Source organism: Desulfosporosinus sp. HMP52 (assembly GCF_000765145.1).
GTDB lineage: Bacteria > Bacillota > Desulfitobacteriia > Desulfitobacteriales > Desulfitobacteriaceae > Desulfosporosinus.
Genome location: NZ_JMGA01000018.1, coordinates 23,211 through 46,279, shown reverse-complemented (window position 1 = coordinate 46,279; position 23,069 = coordinate 23,211). Strand labels below are relative to the sequence as shown.

Here is a 23,069-nt window from a genome sequence, read left to right as displayed (position 1 = left end):
AATTCAAAATGATCTTAACAGCTTACTCAAAAACCCTTTTATCCCTCCGGCTTGACGAGGTGGATGGACATATATCCCGGCGACTTTACCGGCAATCCACTGAATGCACTTATAGGCTGGGCTGTCTGGATAACTAATACCAAGAGGATCCTGCTGCATCACTGAACGACCTACAAAAGAATCTTCGTAGACATATCCTAAATAGTTTAGAGAGCCATTTAAAAATTTCTGAACAGCAGTTTCCAGACGTTTGTACGTTGCCAAAGCATCTGCTTCTGAGCGTACTTTGTTAACAACTAAGTGAATAGGAACATCGCCTGCTTCCACTCGTAGAGATTTTAACAAACCATAAGCATCTGTTAAGGACGTCGGTTCTGGAGTTGTTATTAAAATCACATCATCAGCGGCTTGTAAAAAGTTAATTACGATGTGACCCAGCCCCGCTCCTGTATCTATAATCAGCAGATCTGTCATCTTTTCTAAACGCCCTAAATTAGCAATGACATTTTTGAGATTATCCCTTTCTAAATCAGCTAACTTTTGTACCCCGGATCCCCCGGGTATTATCCCAATCCCACGATGACCAATTAGCAATATCTCTTCAATAGTCTTTTCCCCAGATAGCAAATGCTCGATTGTATAACGGGCTGATAGACCAAAGGCTATGTCCACATTGGCAAGACCTAAATCTCCATCCAGGATAACAATACGTTGCCCATATTCGGCTAAGGCGAGGGCTAAATTGACAGTAAAACTAGTTTTACCGACCCCACCCTTGCCACTGGTTACGGCAATCACTCTCATTTTGCTTTTTGGGGTATTTTCGCGAGATGCCAGATCTCGCAATGCACTAGCCTGATCATGCATGAGGCATTTCCTCCCCTATGATATAGCGCGCCAGACGCTGAGGGGTCGCTGCCTCTATGTCATCAGGGACATTCTGCCCATTGGTCAGATAGGCAGTTGGAAGTGTCGTCTGCCCTATCAAGTTGAGGATTGAGCCCGCACTGCCAGTCTCATCCAATTTCGTGAAGATTAAATGCGTAGTCAAATCTTCAAATCGCTTATAGATCCGATACTGGTCCGCCGATTGAGTGCTGGCACTCATAACAAGCATAGTAAAGTCAGGTTGGGCTTCATTTAAGAAAGAACGCAGTTCTGACATATGCAATTCATGGTGAGGACTCCGCCCTGCAGTATCAATAAATATTAGTTCTTTGTCTGAGTGAAGTTGCAAGGCCTCACTTAAGCCTGTAGGAGTCATGACAACTTCGACCGGTACACCAATAATTTCTCCAAAAGTTTTCAGTTGTTCCACAGCAGCAACCCGATAAGTATCCGCAGTAATCAAGGCCACCTTACGTTTATCCACAATACTGAAACCGGCAGCAAGTTTACCGATGGTCGTTGTTTTCCCCACCCCGGTAGGCCCAATTAAGGCTACTATCCGTGGCTTCTCGATCCCAGGTTGAATAAGCCCAATCTGTCCGCATAGTTGACAGATATTAGTTTCCAGACGGGCATAAACTTTGGCATCATCAGTCCACTCTTCTGAGGACAAAGTATGTTGGACATGACTAACCAAACGCTTCACAAGGCTCTCACTTATTCCACGCCCCAGCAAATGATCTACCCATTTCTGAAGAACAGAAGGCCAATCACTTTTTTCCTCTTTGAAGTCCGTTCGTTCTTTCATTTGTTTATTCATTTGCTCCAGCAAAAGACGCATAGACTTAATTTCAGCTTGTAGATCTTGCGATTGTTCTTTGGTATCAAGAACCTGTCTGGGCAAAGGTGGTTTTACTGCTTCGGCTTCATGCCCATAATTGGAGGTTGGGGTTTTCTGGGCAATAACCGGTGCTTCTTCGATAGCAGCAGTAATCTCCACTTTCTTTTTGCCAAACAGGCCAAAGAACCCTCCATCGTTAAATTCACGGGTCTGAAGGATAACTGCATCAGATCCCAATTCCCTTTTTACTTTTCCCATTGTTTCTGACACATTATCTCCCACAAATCGTCTAACTCGCACGATCCATCCCCACCATTCCTACAGCTTGTACTTGTACTCCTTGAACCAATTCATTATATGAAAGCACCATGAGTTGCGGAAGCTGTCGCTCAGTGACCCTCTTTAAATTTATCCTTACCAGCGGAGCGCAGACAATCACCGGAGTTAAGCCTTTAAGAACGACCTTCTCCACCTCGCGAGTAAGATTTTTCATGAGCACATGCAAAATCTTCGGGTCAAGGGCTAAATAAGTCCCATAATCTGAAGGTTGAATACTATCTAAAATTTGCTGCTCAATCTGCGGATCCAAGGTCATTACGGGTAAGCTTTTATCTTTCCCCAGTAACGGTTGCAAAATCTGCCGAGCTAAACCTTGCCGGACATGTTCTGTTAAGCGGTCTATATCCTTAGTACCTTGGGCATAGTCTGAGAGGGTTTCAAGAATAGATACCATGTCTCGGATAGAGACTCTTTCCCGAAGCAAATTGGCAAGAACCTTTTGAACCTGGCCCAGACTAAGCAAATCAGGTATTAATTCATCAACTACCGCCGGAGCTAATTCCTTAGCATGATCGATGAGAGTTTTAACATCCTGACGGCTCAGGATTTCCCAGGCTTGAGTTTTAATCACTTCCGTAATATGGGTTGCTAAGACAGTAGGTGCATCAACAACCATCCAGCCATTAAGCTCTGCTTGTTCACGGTACATGGAATTAATCCATTTAGCATCAAGTCCAAAGGCTGGTTCTTTCGTCGGGGTACCCGGGATCCCTTCGTCATCTAAGCCTCCACTCATTGCCATGTAATGATCTGCCAAAATCTCTCCCGAGGCGATTTCTGCCCCCCGAATTTTAATGACATATTGATTGGGCTGTAGATTCATATTATCTCGAACCCTGATTACGGGAACTATAAAACCCAATTCACTGGCAATCTGGCGGCGAATCAGAACAATTCGATCCAGCAGGTCACCGCCTTGTTGGACATCAACCAAAGCGATGAGGGCATAGCCTAATTCCAGTTCCATATGATCAACCTGCAAAAGGTTTAAGACATTCTCTGGTTTCTTGCTCTCTTCGATTTCCGTCTCCCGGGCTGCTGCCGATTCCTCAACCACAGATACCTTTGAGTTTCTCTGCAGCATCACCCCCACACCAATCAAGGCGGCAGACACCATAAACAATGGAGGTCTGGGCAAACCCAGTAACGCCAGCATACTTAACACTCCGGCGGTAATGAATAAAGCCTTCGGTTTTGTAAACAACTGTTTGAATAAATCGCTTCCTAGGTTGCTTTCTGAGGCGGCTCTGGTAACTACTAAACCGGTAGCTGTAGAAATCAGGAGGGCTGGAATCTGAGAAACAAGACCCTCACCAATCGTCAACAAAGTGTATTTATGAAGTGCTTCCAACATAGGTAAATCTTGCACCAGAACTCCAGTAACGAAACCCCCGATAATGTTAATAAATAAAATAATGATTGCAGCAATAGCGTCCCCTTTAACAAACTTGGTGGAACCATCCATTGCACCATAAAAGTCCGCTTCCTGTTGAATCGCTTTACGCCGGTCACGAGCCTGCAGTTCATTGATCATCCCAGCATTCAGGTCTGCATCAATAGACATTTGTTTTCCCGGCATGGCATCTAAGGTAAAGCGGGCTGCCACCTCCGAGACACGTTCGGCACCTTTGGTTATAACAATAAATTGGACAAGAACCAAAATAATAAAGATGATAAATCCAACAACAGCATCCCCCCGGATAACAAATTCACCAAATTGCTGAATAATTTCACCGGCGTGGCCATCCAGAAGAATGAGACGAGTCGCCGAGATATTCAAAGATAATCGAAACAAAGTCAACGTCAGCAATAGGGATGGTAGTGAAGAAAACTCCAAGGGATCCTGAGCGAATATCGCTAGCATTAGGGTCAAAACTGAGGCAGTAATATTTAAGGTAATCAGTAAGTCTAACAACACCGACGGCAAAGGAACAACCATCATGACCACGATACTTACCAGACCCAAGGCCGCAATAACATCAGTATTATCTAAAATCCGCTTCTTAACACTCGTAGCCATGATCCTTCCTCCTTTCTCCCAAATGAACCCTCATGCCCATCCTACATACCCACTTCTGGAAGCTTTAATGAAGGTACAATTTCATTCCATTCATGTCCTCAAATTGATTCAGGCTCCGGACACCCTCTTTTTCTTCTTCAACCGATACACAAATGCCAAAACCTCAGCAACGGCCTTATAAAGATCCGCCGGTATGCCCTGTCCGATCTCAACCTGAGCATACAGAGCACGAGCCAGCGGCTTGTTTTCCATAATCACAATCCCATATTCCTTGGCCAATTCCCTCATTTTCAGGGCAACCTGGTCTTGACCTTTGGCCACAACGAAGGGGGCACTCTGTACTTTAGCATCGTAACGAAGGGCAACTGCAAAGTGAGTTGGATTAGTAACTACTACATCTGCTTGTTTCATATCCTGCATCATCCGGCTCATAGATATTGCCCGTTGTCGTTTCTTTAACTCACTTTTTAATTCTGGGTTTCCCTCAGTCTGTTTATACTCCTGCTTCAAGTCTTCGTGAGACATGCGCAGGTTCTTTTCGTATTCCCAGCGTTGATAGATATAATCAAAGGCTGCAATCCCTAAAAAAGATAGGGATATTTTCCAGGCAAGTTCCATTAAGGCTTCACCCAAAAAAACAGTTCCTTGTCCCACGCTGAGTTGTTGCAGAGCAGGATAGATATGAAGACGATCACGAACACTGGCATATAGGAAATAACCTATTAGCAGCACCTTCATCAGCGATTTCACGAGTTCAACCCAAGCCTTGACACCGAACATCCTTTTTGCGCCACTAATCAGACTTAGACGAGAGATTTGTGGCTTCATAGACTCAAAGGTAAAGAGCACCCCAACTTGAATATAGTTTGAGAACAAAGCAATTACGAGTGCTGTGCCAAAAATCGGCCCCATTATCTGAATACCTAACCAAAGGATGTTCAGCATTAGGCTTGCCACAGAACGTTCGGTCCATTCTGAGGAAAGACCCAGCACATAGGGAAATAAATGCTCCATGCGAAGAAGCATGGATGGAATCCAAAACTTAAGAAGAGCTACAAGACCGACGAGCATTAAGGCAGAAATAACTTCCTGGCTCTTAAAAACCTGTCCCTTTTTCCTCGCTTCCTCTTTGCGCCTTGGCGTGGCGGGATGTTTCTTTTCACTCACTGCTTCCACCCCTGGTAAAGTTTTAGAACCCAAGACATATTTATATTAAACAAATTGGCAACTGCTTCCCCAAAAAAGGGAAGGGAAAGGAATAAAATTAAAAGCCCGAATACAATTTTAACCGGAAAAATAACCGAAAAAATATTTAATTGGGGTACAGTCCTGGATAAAAGTCCCACACCAACATCAGAGACCAGGAGTGCTCCAAAAATCGGCATTCCTAGTTGAACAGCTAATGAAAAAACTTCACCGACAATCTGGGCATAAAAAAGGTAATTACTTGGCAGATTTGTAGGGTTAATCGGAATATAGGCATAGCTCTTGACCATGGCTGCAATTAAATAGTGATGGGAATTAGTTGAGAGTAAAAGCATGGTCGCCAAAATCATTTGGAAGTTACCCATCATCGGGCTTTGCACCCCATAGACTGGGTCAATCGCAGACCCCATGGTAAAACCCATTTGAAAATCAATTAACTGTCCTGCACCTTGTAAAATTGCAGTTAGTAAATAAATCAAAAACCCAATGACTAATCCTACCAAAACTTCCTTAATCACTACCGCAACATAAGGAAATAACTCATTGGGAATTGTTGGATTAGCAGCGTGTATAAGGGGATAAAGAATAAGCGTGATGCTTGCAGCCAACCCCAATCTCACTAATCCGGGGACACCTCTGGCACCAAAGACGGGGGCTAACATGATCATACCAGCCCAACGAGATAGGATCAGTATGAATAAGGACAAATTCCATTGAAGCAACTGGGCCAGACTCAAATTTTTCACCCCCCCCTAACTCGGTGTTCGTGGTTCGATGTTCGTGGTTCGAAGTCAGAGGTAAGTTAGAGATAGGTGATTGGAAATCAGCGGTTCGAAGGTTCTTAGTATCGTTCGTTAACGAACTACGAACTACTAACCACAAACCACGAGTTTACATACCTCCGAAGGTCGCTAGTTGAGTGAGTAAATTCGTAGTGTAGACAGTCAAAACAGAAAGCATCCAGGGGCCTAATACAAGCATTACTGCTGCCACTGCGATCACTTTAGGTATAAAGGAAAGTGTTTGCTCCTGGATTTGGGTCATAGATTGAAAGATACTGACCAGAAGACCCACTAATAAGGCAACTCCCAGAATTGGGCCTCCCACAAGAAGTACCGCTCCTACCGCTTCTCTTGCCATATACAGCACCTGGTTTTGGCTCACTGTTTTGCCCCCTTTCCACTATTTAAAGCTGTTTACTAAAGACTCAACCACCAAATGCCAGCCATCTACTAAGACAAAGAGGAGTAGTTTAAACGGCAGAGAAATCATCATAGGAGGAAGCATCATCATACCGATTGACATTAAGGTACTAGACACAATCATGTCGATAACAATAAAGGGAATAAATATGGCAAAACCCATTTGAAAAGCTGTTTTCAGTTCGCTGATCACAAAGGCCGGTATGAGAACATAAGTTGGAACTTCCCTATAGGTTTTTGGTCGCTCCATCTTAGATAGTCCTACAAAAAGTTCCAAATCCTTTTCCCGCGTCTGCTTAAACATAAACATCCGCAGTGGCTCTTCCGCCCTATCTATAGCTTCACTCTGAGTGATCTGATTCTGCATATAGGGCTGTATAGCATTGGTATTAATCTGGTTCCAAGTAGGGGCCATGATAAAGAAGGAGAGAAAAAGGGACAGACCCACCAGCACTTGGTTTGGAGGCAATTGCTGAGTTCCTAAGGCATTTCTCACAAATGACAACACAATAATTATCCGGGTAAAAGAGGTCATCATCATAAGAATGGCCGGAGCTAAGGAAAGCACGGTTAGAAGCATCAGAATTTGTAAAGAGCTACCTGTTTGTTCCGATGCTGAATTCCCCAAATCTAAGGATAAGCCAGCAGCCCAGGCTACTTTTGGATTAGACAAAACTCCTTGACCTGCCAGTCCCAGCGATAGAGCCAATGTGAAAAGCTTAATTTTCCAGCCTGAAGAAGACACTATTTTTCGACCTCCTCAAGCAAGCGTTCCAATTCATCCGAGAATGGTTCTTTTGATCGTGACCTTCTTTTCCAAAGGCTGTGAACCGTTTGAAACCACCCTTCCACTCGTTCGGTAGGGCGTGTGGCGATCTCTTCCAGAATCTCGGCTGCAACCTGGGGATCATTGATTTCACTGATTTTCACCAAGTGGTGATCTGAACCTCCGAGAACTTGGAGCTGACCGGCAATTTCTACGAGATACAAGCTTTGTTGTCCACTTAACATCTGTCGATCCAGAACCCTGGCCCAGGGTGCACTCATAGTCCGCAGGTTAGCCTTATTAAGGCGTCGTAGAATCCAAAGAGATACAAACAAAATAATTAGAAAAACCATTAACGTGCCCAGAAGCCCCCACCAGGAAAAAACTGACTGTGTAACCACCGGAGCGGTTTCATTTGAAGGAAACGGCAGGCCTTCGTTAAACATATTATTTCAGGGCCTTCGTAACAGCCTCGACAACGCGTTCCGCTTGAAAAGGCTTAACCACGAAGTCTTTAGCTCCGGATTGAATCGCTTCAATAACCATGGATTGCTGCCCCATTGCACTGCACATTATAATTCGTGCCTTGGCATCAAATTTACGAATTTCTTTAACTGCTTGAAGTCCATCCATTTCCGGCATGGTGATATCCATAATCGTGAGGTTCGGTTGCAGTTCCTTATACTTCTCTACTGCAATAGCCCCATTTTCAGCCTCACCAACTACATTAAACCCATTTTTTTGCAAAATATCCTTAACCATCATTCTCATAAATGCAGCATCGTCAACGATCATAATTGTGGCACTCATTAGCATTTCCTCCTTTTATCTTTTCCAATGCTCACTTTTATAAGTGGCACTATCTTAGAGAATTCATCCGTTCCAACGGATGTACAATGTCCGTAATTCTTATCCCAAAGGTCTCATTAATTACAACTACCTCGCATTTGGCTATTAACTTACCATTTACAATCATATCCACAGGCTCACCTGCTAAGCGATCCAGTTCTATGACTGATCCAGGTCCCATATCAAGGATTTCCTTAATGGTTTTTTTCGCTTTCCCCAATTCAACACTTATCTGCAAGGGCACATCTAATATTAAACTTAGATTATCAGGGTGGGGCATGGGCGCACCCGGCTGAAGCGGTGCAAATTGAGCGGGTTGAACAGGCGTCTGAACTCTCGGCTGGTTACTATACTGACCACTAGGCTGACCACCCATTCCATAGGCGGGATACTCATTAGGTGAAGGATATGGTGGAGTATCATAGGCCGGAGTTTGATAGACTGGCGGCGGAGATGCCTGAAGATTATCATAAGCAGTCGGTGCAGGCGTTGGTGCAGGCTGAGAAGTGGCAGCAGACTCTGCGTTTGAAGCTGTGGAGCTGCCCCCCCCCATTGCCCCCATCAGCTTATCGACCATCCCTTTAGCTACACTGACAGGAATCACTTGAACAAGAGTACTGTCAATAACATCTTCTACTACCATTCGGAAAGAAATCCGAACTAGAGGTTCTTCAGGTGACAGGAAGTCATGAATAACATCTTGTCCATCCTTCATATCATTAAGGACTAAATTTGGCGGAGTAATATCTACCATGGCATTAAACATAGTTGACATTGAAGTCGCCGCAGAACCCATCATTTGGTTCATTGCCTCGGAAATACCGCTTATTTGAAGTTCGGAAAGCTCGGGGGAAGGATTTTTCCCGTCCCCTCCCATCATCAGGTCAACAATTACTGCCCCATCCCGTTGAGAAAGAATCAAGAGATTCGAGCCCTCAATTCCAACTTTATATTTGACATCACATATTACGGAAGGGATCGGATAATCCTGACGAATCTGTTCAGAGGTAGTCAAATCGACTTTCGGAGTCGTAATATCAACTTTTTTGCCTAAGAGCTGGGATAATGTAGTAGCTGCAGTACCCATGGAAATATTGGCGATTTCGCCCAGAGTATCTTGTTCCATCTCATTAAGAAAGTCAAATGCAGCCGAAGCAGGTACTGCTGCCGTTATAGGTATTACCGGTTCTGATTCAGACAGTGTATCTAGGTCCGGTTCTAATGTTCCCCGTAACAACGCGTCAATCTCTTCTTGGGTGAGAGATCCACTACCCATCTTGTTCCCCTCCTTCCTCAATAATTTCTGTAATCTGAACAGCCAGATGTTCTCCGTGTAACCCGGGAAGAGACTTAAATTTCATGAAATCTCCCACATAGATTGGCAACGGATCCTTTACGGATTGATTCAATGGTATGACATCCCCCTTAGCCAGTTCCAACAGGTCTCTGACTAGAATCTCCGAATGACCCAGGAAAGCGACCATATCCACCTTAGCCCATTCAATTTTTTTGCGGATCGCTTGTACTTGTTCAGGAGACGTGACTTTAGCCTCTGTAGAAAAGAGGAAAAAAGTACTTAATTTATCTAAGATAGGTTCCAGTACGAGATAGGGCATACAGATATTAATCATTCCAATTGCCTCACCAATCTTAACCTCTAGAGTAATTAGTACAACCATTTCATTGGGAGCAACAATTTGAGTGAACTGCGGATTTGACTCCATGGACAAAAACTGTGGTTTTAGCTCGTATACTTCTGCCCATGCCTCTTCAGTGATATTAATCATCTGAACTATACGATTTTCAATAATTGTCTTTTCTATCTCCGTTAGGTCTCGATTCTTCTCAGTTCCTTCCCCTTGTCCCCCTAAAAGACGATCCACCACCGCAAAGGTGAGAGATGGGCTAAGCTCTAATAACAGCGTACCTTCTAAAGGACTTAAAGAATACAAAGCTAAACAAGTGGGATTAGGCAAGGATCGAATAAACTCATCATAAGTGATTTGCTCAATTGATATAACTGAACTCTCAACAACCGAATGCAAGTTCCCAGAAAAGAAAGTTGTAAGCCCTCTGCAAAAATTCTCATGAATATTGTGCAGGGAGTGAATCTGATCTTTGGAAAACTTATTCGGACGCTTAAAATCATACACTCGAATCCTTTTTTGGGTCTTAGTTGTCTTCATTTCCTCAACGTCGACTTGTCCATCGGACAGCGCATTGAGCAAAGCATCAATTTCAGCTTGGGACAAGACGTCTCCCATCAAATCCCCCCCTTCAATTCGATTTTCAATATTCGCTAGTCGTGGTTTGAATTATATTCTCAGAAATGTGGTAAAACCACATACTCTTTTGATAATTAGGCACAATGATTCCGGTATTCGCGTTTTTTTCGACGGCGAACTTCGAACCACGTTATTGGTAGACCAAAGATAAAAAAAGCACATCCGTTACATGATTTTCAGCGACCTCATTCAGCTTTTCCACTAAATCTTCACGTAACTTTTCTCGACCTGTGGAATTTTGTACATCTGCAAGAGTTTTATTCGCTAAAACTGTATTGACCCGGTCCTTTAAGAACGCGTCTTCCTCTTTCAACGTCTCCGCTACCTTATCATCAGTCACTTGGACAGTTATTGAAGCCTTTAGAAAGCCCCCGCCTTGCAAGTTCACTGTAAACTCCCCAATGGGAAGCAACGGTCCGGTCTTTTTTGTTTCCTTAACATGGGCCTTAGAACTTTCCTCCGAAGTCCCCAAGAAAAACTTTTGAACTCCGAGAGTTCCTCCGGTTCCAAGACCCACTCCTATGAACAAGGCAAGGATTACAAAAATTAAGGATTTACGATTCATAATTTTATTGCTCCTCCACTTTATAAGTCTGATAACAACGTCTGCGGAATTCGGCAATACGTTCGATGAGAACTTCGATTGCCTCTGATACCACGTATTTATTTCCTCCCGTTAAGGTAATAACCGTATCCGGGGTTTCTTCCATTAGTTCAATTAGGTCGGGATTCAAAGCAAATTGTTTTCCATTTAAACGAGTAACATAAATCATAACTTCATCCCTTCCGATCATCATACATTACAAACTACTTTAACTAGACAAGTTCACTGATAGCTTTTCTGCCAAGCCAATGAAGGACTTGTCCAGTCTCATCAAGTATCTTTTGTTCCTTCTGCAACTCAGCTTCTCGAAAGGCGGTTGCTTGTTTCTCTTTGAGACGCTCGTACTTTTCTACTTCACGATGTGCCTCTAATAAATAGTTGCGAGACTTCTCCAGGACAATTTTTTGCTCTCGCTGTCTTGCTTCACACTGACGAAGTCTTTGTTTTTGTTCCATTGCATATACTTGGCAAATTCCAAGTTCCTCCGGTCGGTGCCGTCCCGCCTCCCGCTGGCCTTCTTGGGCTTCGTTATAACAAGTTTGTTGAACCTTAAAGGCCTGAACATAGTTCTGCCAACGCTGGAGTTCCATAGCGTACTCTTGTTGGGCTGATTCGAAGACCTGTTGAGCTATCTGAAGGCTTGCATCTAAGCGAAACCGAAATCGCGCCATTCCTTTCACTCCTTATCCAGTACCCACCCTAACTAAAAATCCCTTGCAATTGTTTAAGCATCTCTTGATAGGTAACATATTCGTCGACCATTTGCCGAGAAAACCCTTGAATACGATCCATATGAGCAATGGCAGCATCAATCTTAGGATTACTTCCCGGAGTATATGCCCCAATATCAATTAAATCCTTAGCATCACGATAGATAGCGATATATTCACGTACCTGACCCGCTAATGTTTTTTGGTCAGGGCTGACAACGTCATTCATAACCCGACTAACGGATTGCAATATGTCTATTGCCGGAAACATGTTCTGCATAGCTAATTCTCTGGTTAAAACAATATGCCCATCCAGAATACCTCGCACCGAGTCGGCGATAGGCTCATTATGGTCATCTCCATCCACTAAAACCGTGTAAATCCCGGTAATACTTCCTACCTCCGCCATCCCCGCTCTTTCCAGCAACTTTGGCAAAAGTGCAAAGACAGAAGGTGGGTATCCGCGAGTCGCCGGGGGTTCTCCCACCGTCAGGCCAACTTCTCTTTGAGCCATTGCAAATCGAGTAACCGAGTCCATCATTAGGAGAACGTTTTTTCCTTGATCCCTGAAATACTCTGCAACAGCTGTAGCAGTGAGGGCTGCCTTTAAGCGCACTAAGGCTGGCTGATCTGATGTAGCTACAATAATTACAGATCGGGCTAAGCCTTCCGGACCTAAATCCTTCTCAATAAAATCCCGTAATTCTCGACCACGCTCACCGATCAGGGCGATAACATTGATATCTGCAACAGTATTTCTTGCCATCATTCCCAGCAGGGTACTTTTCCCTACACCTGACCCGGCGAAAATACCCATCCTCTGCCCCCGGCCAATGGTAAGGATTCCGTCAATCGTTCTAACCCCAACACTTAGTGTATCTCGAATTCGAGGACGGAGTATAGCACTGGGCGGTTTATTCTGCAGAGGGTAAGCTGCTATTGTCTGAAGTGGGCGCCCATCCAAAGGATGGCCCAAGCCATCCAGAATCCGACCGAGTAGTCCCGGACCTACAGACACTGTCAACTTTTGCCGTTGAGAAAGAACACGGTCTCCGGGAGCAATTCCTTCGAGCTCTCCCAGAGGCATCAACAGGGTTGTAGAATCTCGAAAACCTACAACTTCAGCCGGAAGTTCAAGGCCGTCTCGGGTAATGATATGGCAATACTCTCCCACACTAGCCCGAGGACCCGCTGATTCTACCATTAAACCGACAATCTTGGAGACCCTGCCTTGAGCCGAGAATGGCTCTAAGCGATCCACAGTCTCAGCTAACAGATTCCACGCCCCCATGTTCGATCTCCTCTCGTAAGGAATGTTCTAATTTCTCTAATTGAGCCTCCAGCCGTCCATCAAAGATCCCCTCTTGACATTCCAGGAAACAATCACCGGAGTTTAACGACTCATCGACAACCCAAGGGCATGGGAGGTTTCCCTCCAACCAACGGGCATCATCTGGGGATACATGAAGTCGCCAACCTTCTCGTTCTAAAGGCAACAAGGTTAAAGATTGGATAATCCCAACCAATCTCTGCGGTTCAACAGCTAAGGTGGAACGTACAATCCGCTCAGCAATTTTAACGGCTAAATGAAGCAGTTCTCTATCCACCTTGGCATATTCTTCCTGAACCGCCCTCTGAGCTAGTTTAAGCAATTGATTGGCGTTTTCAGTGAGCCTCTTTCCCTCAGCTTCTCCCGCTTTTATGCCCTCTTGATATCCCTCTTCCTGCGCAATTGGATAGATCTCCGCTCTGGTACTCTCTCTAACCTCCTGCTGCAAGTGCTCGAGACCTGCTTGGGCTTGATCCAGAAGTTCCTGTACATGGGCCTCAGCTTGGGTGAGCATTTTCTGAGCTTCAGCTTCAGCGTTACTTATGATTTGGGCTGCCTTCTCTTTAGCGTCTTCGAGAATTTGATTAACTTGTTCATTCATCTCTGATGATTCTCTCCAATTAGGCAGATCAGGCTTTTCAGTAGATTCAATCTCCTCGCCAACCGTAAGAACCGCTAAACAACTGCCTAATTGTTGGAACCCTTCATGATTTTCCACCATTCTCGGTGTTGATACCTCTACATCCCAGCTTTTGACGACACGACCATTAATAGATAATCTCATCACTGCCTCCTCTAGAGATAACGATGGCACCACTTTCTTCAAGCTTACGAATAACTTTTACGATACGCTGCTGTGCCTCTTCGACATCACGCAGTCGTACAGGTCCCATAAACTCCATATCGTCCTTGAGCATTTGACTGGCTCGTGAAGACATGTTGGCCATAATTTTCTGAGCCACCTCGGGATTAGATCCTTTCAACGCCAAGCCAAGATCTTTTGTTTCAACATCACGCAGGACAAGTTGAATACCCCGGTCATCCAGCATAACGATATCTTCGAAGACAAACATCTGCCGCTTAATCTGTTCGGCCAAATCAGGATCTTCAACTTCCAGGGAATCCATGACCACCTTAACAGTTCCCTGATCAGTCCTATTAAGCACATCAACAATACTTTGAATTCCGCCGGAGGCTGTGTAATCCGTGGGAGCCAAGCTGGAAATTTTACGTTCTAAGACTTTTTCAATTTCTTTTAGTACTTCCGGACTAGTTCTACCCATTGTGGCTATACGCTTAGCCACATCTGCTTGTCGGTCTGCGCTCAAGCTGGCCAGTAAGGTTGCTGCTTTTTCAACGGGGAGGTGAGTCATGATCAAGGCAATGGTCTGAGGATGTTCCCCTTGAATAAAGGAAAAAAGCTGTTTGGGATCAGTCCGACGCACAAGATCGAAGGGCCTCATTTTCAGTGAAGTCGATAAGCGACTAATGATTTCAAAGGCCCGAGTTTCTCCAAGGGCTCGTTCTAACACGTCCCGAGCATAATCGATTCCTCCCTGGGAAATGTAATCATTAGCCATACACATTTGGTAAAATTCATCAACCACATGATCGCGTTGTTCGGGAGATATCTTACCAACATTGGCCATTTCCAGGGTTAATTGTTCTATTTCCTGATCTCCCAAGTGCTTAACCACATTTGCTGAGTTTTCGGAACCTAAAGCAATCATGAGGATCGCTGCTTTTTGGATTCCGTTCAAAGCTTGTGCCATCTACTTCTCCTCCGATAGCCATGTTTTAACAAGACGGGCGGCCTCATCCGGGTTATTGCGGGAATATAGTTCAACAGCCTCTTTAATTTTCTGTCTCTGAATCTCTTCCGCCGACTTAGCCTTCTGAGATAATTGCAACTCTACTTCTTCCTCTGCCTTCTGTTGAGCCATCAATAGTTCGGCGGTAGCAAGTGACACAGGCTCTGAGCTATTCAGCTCCAACATTTTCTCAGCACGTTTTTTGCGAGCGCGCTTACGCAGAAAGACGAACAACATAATTAAGCCAAGCAAAGCTGCCGCACCAATTTCTGCATAGGTAATAAGCTGCTGGCGCTTTTTAGCCTCTTCCATTGCTGTCAGCTCATTTTGTAAATCAGACTTATTAAAGGGTATAGCAGCAACTTGGATATCATCCCCACGGTTGGCGTCTACCCCCGCTGCCGAAGCTAAAATTGTCTTAATTTGCTCCAGTTGTTCCTGGGTAACAGTGTCTTCATCAGCCATTACCGAGACGGAAAGGCGTTTTACACTCCCCGGGCTTACCACTTGTTCCTCTTGGGTAGTATCAACTTGATAGTTTTTGGTACTGGTGACTTTGGTAGATGTGGAATTCTGGTCTTGGGTAGCAGGATAAGTTGGAGCACCGTTAGCATCTAATCCCGGCGTTCCTCCGGCTGCTCCCACAGCCCCATTTGTCGAACTCTCATTAGAGTTCTGCTCACTTACCACAGCACCCGGACCGTTAATCTGCTTAACAATCTTTTTCTGGTCAAAGTCTAATACAGCATTGATTCGGACAACTGTTTTACCAGACCCCAAGACACGATCCAACATACTCTGTAATGATTTTCGAGTATCTTCTTCAACGGTTTGTTTAAGCTGATATTGAGTTCCCGTTAATTTCTGAGGATCAGTACTATCTTTCAAAACATCGGATAAAACATTTCCGCCGGTGTCCACAATCGTCACATTCTCGGGTTGCAGTCCTTCGATCGAGCCGGCTAATAAATTAGCGATAGCACGCACCTGATCTTCGCCAAGTTTGGTGCTCGGGACAAGTTTCAAGGTCACTGCTGCAGTGGCTGCTTTTTGACTATCAACAAATAATGAAGGTTCAGGCATTACAATGTGTACCCGGGCATCCTCCACACCGTTTAACGTCTTGAGGGTATTCTCCAATTCGTTCTGTAATCCGAGAACATAACGTAACTTCCTATCAGCATCTGTTTCGCCAAGTCGCATGGTATCCAAACTGTCAAAACTAAATTTACTCTGTTGAGGAAGTCCGGCACTGGCTAGTTGTAATCGTAAATCTGCCGCTGTCTGCTGGGGAACCATAATCGTTGATCCGTTATCCTCCAGCTTATAATCGGCTTTGAGATCTTTTAACTTAGTAGTAATGGCACCAGCTTCTGTATCACTCAGCTTAGTGAAAAGAGCTACATATTGTGGTCGCCCGGCCCATGTGATCAGATATATTAATGCTCCGGCAACTATAAGAGGAGCAAGCACAGTGATTATTTTCTGTGGGCTTGAAAGTCTATTCCAAAATGTTAATACCGATTCTTTTATTCTTGCCCAAGAAAAATTCACCCTTGGCTCCTCCTTTCTTTTGATAGGTTATGTTCGAAAAGCGAGGTTTGAATTGAGACCTTCGCTTTTGAAGGATTGGCAGCTCGAATACGCCTTGATCGATACCCCAAGCTTATTATGAAAGCCTTCATGATGCTCCTCGCTCTGTTCTATTAATTATAGTTCATCGAAATTATTGAATTAAATAACCCCGAGAAAATCATTTGTAAAAACGTATATATATAAGAACACAACCGAAATTCTTTTCTGTAAGTCTTTAAAAAATTAATCTCATGAAAAATGCACATAAATAGAATGCTTTGTTTAACACTTAATCAAATTTGCATACGCATTACTTGATTATAAGCATCTAATACCTTATCACGAGTTGCTACGGTCAAAGACAAAGACAAACTGGCTTTTTCTAAAGCTACCATTACCTCAGACAAATCCTGAACCTGCCCCGTCGCTAAGGCCACTGTGGCCTTATCCCCCTCAGTTTGTAGGGCATCTACTTGATTGAGGGCATCACTTAAGAATTTCGAGAAGTCTGCCCCAGCTTTTTGGGCACCGTCACCGGAACCTACCTTAGGTGTTGTCTCAAGGCCGGATGGGTTAACGGCAGTTAATGGCCCCAGCGGCATAATAGGTGCTATCGGAAGAACACTCATCTAAATTAACCCCTTCCAATTTCAAGTGCTTTGGTAGCCATTGACTTACTGACATTAAGAGCCGTTACGTTGGCTTCATAGGCCCTTGCCGCAGTCATCATATCAACCATTTCCGTCACAATGTTCACATTGGGCTGACGTACATAGCCTACCGGCAATCCAGCCTCAGCCACTTGCGCCGCATCCGGTGAGTCAGGGTTATATTCTAAACGATAGGGTTCAGTTGCATCGTTTTGAATTCGGGATACTTGAACTCCATTGCCAACGTTTTTAACACCGTTGCCCATTGCTTCGCCCAGAACTTTTGAAAAATTAGTTTCCGGAGGACGAGGAACAAACACAGCAACTTGACGGGTATAGGGGATCTGATTGCCCGCGGCGGTCAGTTCTCCGGTACGGGTAGTATTTATATTGGCAATATTATTGGCGGTAAGATCCATCCTTAAGCGCTGGGCAGTCAGCCCGGAAGCACTAATCTCCATTGCTCCAAAGAGCCCCATAGACTTATCCCCTCCTCATAACACATTCCACAATGACTTTTCCAATCTCGCCAAGGGGCACAACCCGGTCAGCAAGCCCGGCTTCCACTATAGACCTAGGCATCCCATAGACTACACAGGTTTCTTCAGCCTCAGCGATGGCAAACCCCTCGAGTTTCTTAAGCTCTTTCATCCCCTTAGTACCATCACTTCCCATGCCGGTCATAACCACTCCCAGAGTCCCTTTCCCTACTTCCTTGCCCAGGGAAAGGAACATCACATCAACGGAAGGATGATAAAGTGTAGGGATTGGGGAATCATCCCCAATATTAAGGGTCAACTGACCGGATCGACGCTGAACTTGAAGTTGTTTCCCTGCCGGAGCCACATACACCGTACCCGCTTTTAATACCTCTCCATTGACCCCTTCTCGAACGTTGAGTTCACATAACCCATTTAAGCGTTGAGCCAGAGGGCCGGTAAAACCGGGCGGCATATGTTGGGCTACTAATACAGGAACCGGAAAATTTTTCGGAAGCACGGGCAAGACAGCTTGTAGAGCTGAGGGTCCGCCTGTTGAAGTGCCAATGGCCACAATTTCCACAGGATGTTTAGGCAGCACCCCACTCTTAACTCCCGAAAATGTCCGAGCAACATTTCCTGAGCTTACACTCGAAGCCGATGAGGGTGACTTGGGGGATGTAATCTTCGTAATACCAGGCTGAACAGTTGCTGCAGTGCTTGAAGAGACTGCTGCTGTAGAAGGGTTCTGTTGAGAAGAAGCTAAACCCTTATTAGGTCTAAGGCGCGCAAGATTGACCAAAGCCGCAGCTTTAACCTTTTCTACTAAATCACGAGATAGAACCTGCAAATCCGCGCCCGGTTTTCCCGATGGCTTAGCTACAACATCTACTGCACCTAGATCAAAAGCCTTCAAGGTAGACTCTGCCCCTTCCGTTGTCACAGCACTCAAAATGATTACTGAAGTCGGTTGCCAGCGCATAATTTCGTCTAGGGCCTGAAGCCCATTCATGACAGGCATCTCCACATCCATAGTTATTACGTCTGGGCGAAGAGATTGAAGCTTAAGTATTCCCTCACGCCCATCTTTCGCAGTATCCAAAACCTTAATGGAGGGATCTTGACTAAGAATTTTTTGTAGAGTTAATCTCATAAAAGGTGAATCATCGACGATCAGAACCCCAATTTGCCTAGGCGCTGACATCATGGCTTAACTCTCCACCCATGATATGATCAAGATCCAGGAGGATTAATAAACGTTCCCCGATTTTACCAACTCCGCGAATAAACTGAGAATCCATGCCTAAGGCAATCGGCGGAGGCGGTTCTATGGCTTCACTATCTAAGCGCAGCACTTCAGTTACTGCATCCACCCGAACCCCAAACACCTTTGATTGCACCTGCAGAACAACAATCCTGCTCAAGTCAGTCTCTTCTACCCGACCCATTCCAAAACGAGTACGCAAACTGATCACCGGAATTACATTTCCTCTGAGATTAATAACACCTTCAATATAGTCCTCTGCCTTTGGCACTCGAGTAATGGGTGGAATGCGAATAATCTCTTGAACACGCATAATGTCAACGCCAAACTCTTCCGACCCTAAGCTAAACGTTACTAACTGTTCTTCAGCCATTGATAAACACTCCCTTTTTTCGATATTCGTGGTTCGATATTCGTGGTTCGAACCGCCCGCTCCTAGTTTCTTCTTGTAACCAAGACATCTTGAATTAAGGAACCGATATCCAGGATCAGGGTTACTTTTCCGTCTCCTAGAATCGTAGCCCCGGCAATTCCGGGGAGATTCGCTAAGAAATCACCTAAAGATTTTATAACAACTTCTTGCTGACCACGAAGTTCATCCACTATAAGCCCTAAGGCTTTATCTCCAAAGCCTACCACTACAACAAAGACTTCACTGCTTTCCTCTTCCGGAGTGGGTAGATCAAACTTTTCTTGTAAAGAAATCAGCGGCAAGGTGTTTCCCCGGAGTTGAACCATTGGCAGACCGCCTACAGTCTTAATCTCCTCTCGACTAACCAGAAGAGTCTCTAGAACTGAGGAAAGGGGCACAGCATAGATTTCTTGTCCAACTTCGACAAGGAGAGCTTGAATAATTGCCAGGGTCAAGGGCAATCGGATCGTAAAGGTACTTCCTTTCCCTTTGCGGGTAGTAATATCTACCATGCCCCCCAGATTATTTAAGGCCTTCTTAACGACGTCCATTCCAACCCCTCGGCCGGAAATGTCTGTAACCACGTCTGCAGTACTAAATCCCGGCAAGAAGATTAGATTAGCGATATCCCGTTCGGATAGTTCTTCCCGCTCTCCAATCAGTCCCTTGGTAACAGCTTTGTTGCGGATTTTTTCCAGATCCAAGCCTGCCCCATCATCCGAAATAAGAATCGCTATGTGATTCCCTTCATGATAAGCATTGAGGGTAATTGTACCAACTTCCGATTTACCGGCAGCCTTACGATCTTCTGGAGACTCGATACCATGATCCACTGAATTTCGAATGAGATGCATCAACGGATCCCCAATGACTTCAACAACGGTCTTATCCAGTTCCGTATCTTCCCCTTTTAAGACCAGATCAATTTCCTTGCCAGTTTTTTTGGCCAAATCACGAACTAAACGAGGGAAACGATTAAAGACTGTGCCAATGGCCACCATTCTCAAGCGCATAACACTTTCTTGCAGATCATTCATTAAACGACCCAGGTAAACATTTGCCTCGTTCAAATTATTGACCATAACATCTGTATTATATTGAGCCTTTAAATCCAAGCCAATTTGCACTAGCCGAGTCCTGGTAATAACCATTTCACCGACAAGATTAATCAAATTGTCCATACGAACCGTGTCAACACGAATCGTATGCACTTGAGTGTTGCCTTCTCCGTGAATAGCTTCACTTGCTCCAGAAGTTTTCGTCACTATTTTTGACTCTACTTTAGGTTTCTGAGCAACTGCGGGTTTGACGACGTTTTCTTCAGTTATTGTATTGGAGACTGTATCAGCCTCTGTTTTTAAATCCAAATCAGAAGTCTTTTGACCCCGTTTCTGCTCCTCAGGGTTAGCTTCTTCAGTTGAAATAACACTTGGATAATGGTGTACAATCACATCTGCCAGTTCGGAAATTTCTAGCAGTTCTCTTCGAATCTCCTCCTGAGGCTCATCGGAGTTCACAAGTATGAAGAAGTCATCTGCATTGCCAACTTCCAAATCCTCAATACTCGGCACAAATTTGATTACTGAGCCCATTCCTTCAAGGCGCTGAGTCGCCATGACAGCTCGAACGGCCTTCATAAGAGTATTCGGAACAAGTTTCACATCTATTTGATAAACGCCACGTCCAAGACTTTGTGCATCGCTAACTTTTTCACGTTCGTCTGTTGTTAAATCAAAGTTCTGGGGAACAAACTTCACGACTTCTTCAGCTTCACCCTGCGGGATCTGAGGATCTTTAGCTTCAACTGCATTCTCCCCATCTAATAATTCCCGCATAGTAGAGGCTAAATCTTGGAACTCAATGCTGATTTCCTCTCGCTGCTCAACCTGAGCTAACATTGCTTTCACTCGATCAGTCACCGCTAATAATACATCGATCATTTCCAGTGAAACATCCATTTTTCCTTGTCGCAAATGATCCAATAAATCTTCGGCAGCATGGGTTAGGGCAACAATTGGCGTGAACCCCATTGTTCCGGAAGCTCCCTTTAGGCTGTGAGCTGAGCGGAACAAATCATTGATGAGTCCAATATTCCCCCCCTCTTTCTCAAGCTGTAAGAGACCAGCACCGAGCTTTTCAATCTGTTCTTGAGAATCTAATAGATAAAACTCTACAAACTCTCCCAAATCGACCCCTTGATTCTTGTTGTCGTTTTGACTCACGCCTCGCCACCCCTATCTTTTTTGATACAATAATACTAATTACTTCGTAAGTCATCATATAATGATATGAATCCTAATAATCGCGCCTATCTTACCTATGTATTAGATCGATTGAAGGGATAAATTTCCTCAATTACTTTTTATTCGCCATTTTTTTTAGAATTCCTCCAAAAAAACATATAAAGATATTTCCCTTACACTATTCTTATAGTAGCATCAAGTCATAAAAACGTATATACTTTTTTCGACAAATTACTCATGTATTTTTTGTAAAATTCTTGGAAAAAACAAATTTACGGAAAAAAATGTATACTCGCTAACAATAGCACTCTAGGTAAAACCACAATATAGTAAATTTGTCACAACCTTATAGGACTTTTGGGCAAAAAGAAACCAGGAAGAGCAAATCGCTTCCTGGTTTCTTTTAAAGATTATGTATTCTTTCAATTGCCCTAATAAAGTATCATATATTAATTCCCCTTTAGACTAACCTGTCAAAAAGCAGTCCGGCCATCTCATTAAAGGATTCTAAGAGCTCTAACATCCTTTTCGAAGGGACTTCATCAATTATTTCCCCACTATCTTGATCAACAATCCTAACAGTAAGACGTTGGGAACTTTCATGAATACTAAATTCATAGCGCTTATTAATGATTCCCATCAGTCGATTAAGCTTTTCTGTCGCTTTTTCTACTTCCTCGCGGGGAATCTCCTCTCTAGCAGAAGAGGTTTCCTTCTTGCGATCAACGACATTACGAGGAGTATCTTGAGATCTTTCAAGCTTTTGTCCAGAAAAGGCATCCATGGGAATCATCGTAGTCTGAGTATTGGGTTGAATGGGATTGATCAAAATAAATCCCTCCTGGTTTTAATTAACGTTTCCAGTTCATTTGACTGACAGCGGTTGTGCTTGCCGCATTGTAAGCCTGGGACACTTGATGTTGTTGTTTAGACTTGCCACGCAATACTTGCAAGTTTTCAATAATTTTTAGGTTATCCTCATTAATTTCTGTAAGAAGAGCCCGCCCTTCTAATGAAACCTTGAAACCATCATCAACTTGATCAATTACGATTTGCAACCGTTCACGTTGATTCATCAGTTCATTAAAAAGTTCCATGTCTTTTCTGCTCAGAAACTTAATCATTTCCTTCGTCAAAAAATGATAGTTCTGCCACAAGGATTTGCCCGATAAACTGCCTTCCATCACTTACCGACTGCCCTTGCCACATGGGTTTGTTTCATGGCCTCCGTCCAAGCTTCCCGCATTTCATGCAAAATACTTTTTGCATTCTGAAGCTGTTCAATATCCTTTTTAATGTTACCTTGAATAAGGCAGTACTCAGTGTATTCGTAAAGTTGAGCCCATCTTTTGGAAAGCTCATAGCTCATATCCAAGGTATTAATGAACTCTCTGACGATATCCTGTACACGTATATTCGCGTTATGGGATTTTTGTAAATCCCCTTTCTCCATTGCCGCTATGCTCTCAGTTAAAAATCTCAATGCTCCATTATAGAGCAACAATGTCAATTGTTCCGGCGATGCTGTCATAATCTGCTGATTTTTATAAGCGTTCGCCATCTGTGTGTTCATCATAATTAACCCTCCTATTTTG

The 23,069-nt window shown here is 44.1% G+C and carries 26 protein-coding genes; all 26 read right to left on the bottom strand.

Going from position 1 to position 23,069, the window contains the following annotated elements:
* Positions 1-3: 3 nt before the first annotated feature.
* The gene (locus tag DP73_RS06875; RefSeq protein WP_034598449.1) at positions 4-867 is read right to left on the bottom strand and encodes a MinD/ParA family protein; all 864 of its coding nucleotides are present in this window, start codon (positions 865-867) and stop codon (positions 4-6) included.
* Positions 860-2,029 carry a flagellar biosynthesis protein FlhF gene (gene flhF, locus DP73_RS06870; protein ID WP_034598448.1) on the bottom strand — a complete coding sequence of 390 codons (1,170 nt, stop codon included), beginning with the start codon at positions 2,027-2,029 and terminating at the stop codon, positions 860-862. The genes DP73_RS06875 and flhF overlap by 8 nt, the downstream gene beginning before the upstream one ends.
* Complete coding sequence (gene flhA / locus DP73_RS06865; protein WP_034598447.1) at positions 2,019-4,088, bottom strand: flagellar biosynthesis protein FlhA; 2,070 nt, start codon at positions 4,086-4,088, stop codon at positions 2,019-2,021. The genes flhF and flhA overlap by 11 nt, the downstream gene beginning before the upstream one ends.
* A gap of 108 nt (positions 4,089-4,196) precedes the next feature.
* Positions 4,197-5,255 (bottom strand): flagellar biosynthesis protein FlhB, encoded by a 1,059-nt coding sequence (gene flhB / locus DP73_RS06860; protein ID WP_034598446.1) that lies wholly within the window; start codon positions 5,253-5,255, stop codon positions 4,197-4,199.
* Entirely contained in the window at positions 5,252-6,031 is a 780-nt protein-coding gene (gene fliR, locus DP73_RS06855; RefSeq protein WP_034598445.1) for a flagellar biosynthetic protein FliR, read from the bottom strand. Before fliR ends, flhB begins: the two co-directional genes overlap by 4 nt.
* 154 nt (positions 6,032-6,185) lie before the next feature.
* The gene (gene fliQ / locus DP73_RS06850) at positions 6,186-6,458 is read right to left on the bottom strand and encodes a flagellar biosynthesis protein FliQ (protein WP_034598444.1); all 273 of its coding nucleotides are present in this window, start codon (positions 6,456-6,458) and stop codon (positions 6,186-6,188) included.
* Positions 6,459-6,476: 18 nt separating this feature from the next.
* Entirely contained in the window at positions 6,477-7,193 is a 717-nt protein-coding gene (gene fliP / locus DP73_RS06845) for a flagellar type III secretion system pore protein FliP (protein WP_242865719.1), read from the bottom strand.
* 47 nt (positions 7,194-7,240) lie between these two features.
* Positions 7,241-7,708 (bottom strand): flagellar biosynthetic protein FliO, encoded by a 468-nt coding sequence (locus DP73_RS06840; RefSeq protein ID WP_034598443.1) that lies wholly within the window; start codon positions 7,706-7,708, stop codon positions 7,241-7,243.
* A 1-nt stretch (position 7,709) separates the two neighbouring features.
* Positions 7,710-8,072, bottom strand: a complete 363-nt coding sequence (locus DP73_RS06835) for a response regulator (protein WP_034598442.1) — start codon at positions 8,070-8,072, stop codon at positions 7,710-7,712.
* Positions 8,073-8,121: 49 nt separating this feature from the next.
* The gene (gene fliY / locus DP73_RS06830; protein WP_034598440.1) at positions 8,122-9,387 is read right to left on the bottom strand and encodes a flagellar motor switch phosphatase FliY; all 1,266 of its coding nucleotides are present in this window, start codon (positions 9,385-9,387) and stop codon (positions 8,122-8,124) included.
* Positions 9,380-10,375 (bottom strand): flagellar motor switch protein FliM, encoded by a 996-nt coding sequence (gene fliM / locus DP73_RS06825; protein WP_034598439.1) that lies wholly within the window; start codon positions 10,373-10,375, stop codon positions 9,380-9,382. Before fliM ends, fliY begins: the two co-directional genes overlap by 8 nt.
* 151 nt (positions 10,376-10,526) lie before the next feature.
* Positions 10,527-10,961 carry a flagellar basal body-associated FliL family protein gene (locus tag DP73_RS06820; RefSeq protein WP_034598438.1) on the bottom strand — a complete coding sequence of 145 codons (435 nt, stop codon included), beginning with the start codon at positions 10,959-10,961 and terminating at the stop codon, positions 10,527-10,529.
* Between the two features lie 4 nt (positions 10,962-10,965).
* Positions 10,966-11,169, bottom strand: a complete 204-nt coding sequence (locus DP73_RS06815; protein ID WP_034598437.1) for a flagellar FlbD family protein — start codon at positions 11,167-11,169, stop codon at positions 10,966-10,968.
* A 43-nt stretch (positions 11,170-11,212) separates the two neighbouring features.
* Positions 11,213-11,671: a flagellar FliJ family protein gene (locus DP73_RS06810; protein WP_034598436.1), complete on the bottom strand. Its 459-nt coding sequence runs from the start codon at positions 11,669-11,671 to the stop codon at positions 11,213-11,215.
* A 28-nt stretch (positions 11,672-11,699) separates the two neighbouring features.
* Positions 11,700-13,001 (bottom strand): flagellar protein export ATPase FliI, encoded by a 1,302-nt coding sequence (gene fliI, locus DP73_RS06805; RefSeq protein ID WP_034598435.1) that lies wholly within the window; start codon positions 12,999-13,001, stop codon positions 11,700-11,702.
* Complete coding sequence (locus tag DP73_RS06800; RefSeq protein WP_034598434.1) at positions 12,976-13,824, bottom strand: FliH/SctL family protein; 849 nt, start codon at positions 13,822-13,824, stop codon at positions 12,976-12,978. Before DP73_RS06800 ends, fliI begins: the two co-directional genes overlap by 26 nt.
* On the bottom strand, positions 13,808-14,812 hold the full coding sequence (gene fliG, locus DP73_RS06795) for a flagellar motor switch protein FliG (RefSeq protein ID WP_034598433.1): 1,005 nt from the start codon (positions 14,810-14,812) through the stop codon (positions 13,808-13,810). Before fliG ends, DP73_RS06800 begins: the two co-directional genes overlap by 17 nt.
* Entirely contained in the window at positions 14,813-16,405 is a 1,593-nt protein-coding gene (gene fliF, locus DP73_RS06790) for a flagellar basal-body MS-ring/collar protein FliF (RefSeq protein ID WP_034598432.1), read from the bottom strand.
* 314 nt (positions 16,406-16,719) lie between these two features.
* On the bottom strand, positions 16,720-17,055 hold the full coding sequence (gene fliE / locus DP73_RS06785; RefSeq protein WP_034598431.1) for a flagellar hook-basal body complex protein FliE: 336 nt from the start codon (positions 17,053-17,055) through the stop codon (positions 16,720-16,722).
* 5 nt (positions 17,056-17,060) lie between these two features.
* Complete coding sequence (gene flgC, locus DP73_RS06780; RefSeq protein ID WP_034598430.1) at positions 17,061-17,555, bottom strand: flagellar basal body rod protein FlgC; 495 nt, start codon at positions 17,553-17,555, stop codon at positions 17,061-17,063.
* Positions 17,556-17,559: 4 nt separating this feature from the next.
* Positions 17,560-18,759 carry a chemotaxis response regulator protein-glutamate methylesterase gene (locus DP73_RS06775; RefSeq protein ID WP_034598711.1) on the bottom strand — a complete coding sequence of 400 codons (1,200 nt, stop codon included), beginning with the start codon at positions 18,757-18,759 and terminating at the stop codon, positions 17,560-17,562.
* A complete protein-coding gene (locus tag DP73_RS06770; RefSeq protein WP_034598429.1) occupies positions 18,746-19,192 on the bottom strand; it encodes a chemotaxis protein CheW in 447 nt (148 codons plus the stop codon). The genes DP73_RS06775 and DP73_RS06770 overlap by 14 nt, the downstream gene beginning before the upstream one ends.
* 62 nt (positions 19,193-19,254) lie before the next feature.
* Positions 19,255-21,453 (bottom strand): chemotaxis protein CheA, encoded by a 2,199-nt coding sequence (locus DP73_RS06765; protein ID WP_034598428.1) that lies wholly within the window; start codon positions 21,451-21,453, stop codon positions 19,255-19,257.
* A 481-nt stretch (positions 21,454-21,934) separates the two neighbouring features.
* Entirely contained in the window at positions 21,935-22,303 is a 369-nt protein-coding gene (locus DP73_RS06760) for a flagellar protein FlaG (protein WP_034598427.1), read from the bottom strand.
* A 22-nt stretch (positions 22,304-22,325) separates the two neighbouring features.
* Positions 22,326-22,658, bottom strand: a complete 333-nt coding sequence (locus tag DP73_RS06755) for a hypothetical protein (RefSeq protein ID WP_034598426.1) — start codon at positions 22,656-22,658, stop codon at positions 22,326-22,328.
* Entirely contained in the window at positions 22,658-23,050 is a 393-nt protein-coding gene (fliS, locus tag DP73_RS06750) for a flagellar export chaperone FliS (protein ID WP_034598425.1), read from the bottom strand. The genes DP73_RS06755 and fliS overlap by 1 nt, the downstream gene beginning before the upstream one ends.
* Positions 23,051-23,069: the final 19 nt, after the last annotated feature.

Excerpts from the sequence above, each read along its gene's own strand:
- DP73_RS06875 (WP_034598449.1), bottom strand. The coding sequence starts at position 867 with ATGCATGATCAGGCTAGTGCATTGCGAGATCTGGCATCTCGCGAAAAT.
- flhA (WP_034598447.1), bottom strand. The coding sequence starts at position 4,088 with ATGGCTACGAGTGTTAAGAAGCGGATTTTAGATAATACTGATGTTATT.
- DP73_RS06840 (WP_034598443.1), bottom strand. The coding sequence starts at position 7,708 with ATGTTTAACGAAGGCCTGCCGTTTCCTTCAAATGAAACCGCTCCGGTG.
- DP73_RS06835 (WP_034598442.1), bottom strand. The coding sequence starts at position 8,072 with ATGAGTGCCACAATTATGATCGTTGACGATGCTGCATTTATGAGAATG.
- fliY (WP_034598440.1), bottom strand. The coding sequence starts at position 9,387 with ATGGGTAGTGGATCTCTCACCCAAGAAGAGATTGACGCGTTGTTACGG.
- fliM (WP_034598439.1), bottom strand. The coding sequence starts at position 10,375 with ATGGGAGACGTCTTGTCCCAAGCTGAAATTGATGCTTTGCTCAATGCG.
- DP73_RS06820 (WP_034598438.1), bottom strand. The coding sequence starts at position 10,961 with ATGAATCGTAAATCCTTAATTTTTGTAATCCTTGCCTTGTTCATAGGA.
- DP73_RS06815 (WP_034598437.1), bottom strand. The coding sequence starts at position 11,169 with ATGATTTATGTTACTCGTTTAAATGGAAAACAATTTGCTTTGAATCCC.
- DP73_RS06810 (WP_034598436.1), bottom strand. The coding sequence starts at position 11,671 with ATGGCGCGATTTCGGTTTCGCTTAGATGCAAGCCTTCAGATAGCTCAA.
- fliI (WP_034598435.1), bottom strand. The coding sequence starts at position 13,001 with ATGGGGGCGTGGAATCTGTTAGCTGAGACTGTGGATCGCTTAGAGCCA.
- DP73_RS06800 (WP_034598434.1), bottom strand. The coding sequence starts at position 13,824 with ATGAGATTATCTATTAATGGTCGTGTCGTCAAAAGCTGGGATGTAGAG.
- fliG (WP_034598433.1), bottom strand. The coding sequence starts at position 14,812 with ATGGCACAAGCTTTGAACGGAATCCAAAAAGCAGCGATCCTCATGATT.
- fliE (WP_034598431.1), bottom strand. The coding sequence starts at position 17,055 with ATGAGTGTTCTTCCGATAGCACCTATTATGCCGCTGGGGCCATTAACT.
- flgC (WP_034598430.1), bottom strand. The coding sequence starts at position 17,555 with ATGGGGCTCTTTGGAGCAATGGAGATTAGTGCTTCCGGGCTGACTGCC.
- DP73_RS06775 (WP_034598711.1), bottom strand. The coding sequence starts at position 18,759 with ATGTCAGCGCCTAGGCAAATTGGGGTTCTGATCGTCGATGATTCACCT.
- DP73_RS06770 (WP_034598429.1), bottom strand. The coding sequence starts at position 19,192 with ATGGCTGAAGAACAGTTAGTAACGTTTAGCTTAGGGTCGGAAGAGTTT.
- DP73_RS06755 (WP_034598426.1), bottom strand. The coding sequence starts at position 22,658 with ATGGAAGGCAGTTTATCGGGCAAATCCTTGTGGCAGAACTATCATTTT.
- fliS (WP_034598425.1), bottom strand. The coding sequence starts at position 23,050 with ATGATGAACACACAGATGGCGAACGCTTATAAAAATCAGCAGATTATG.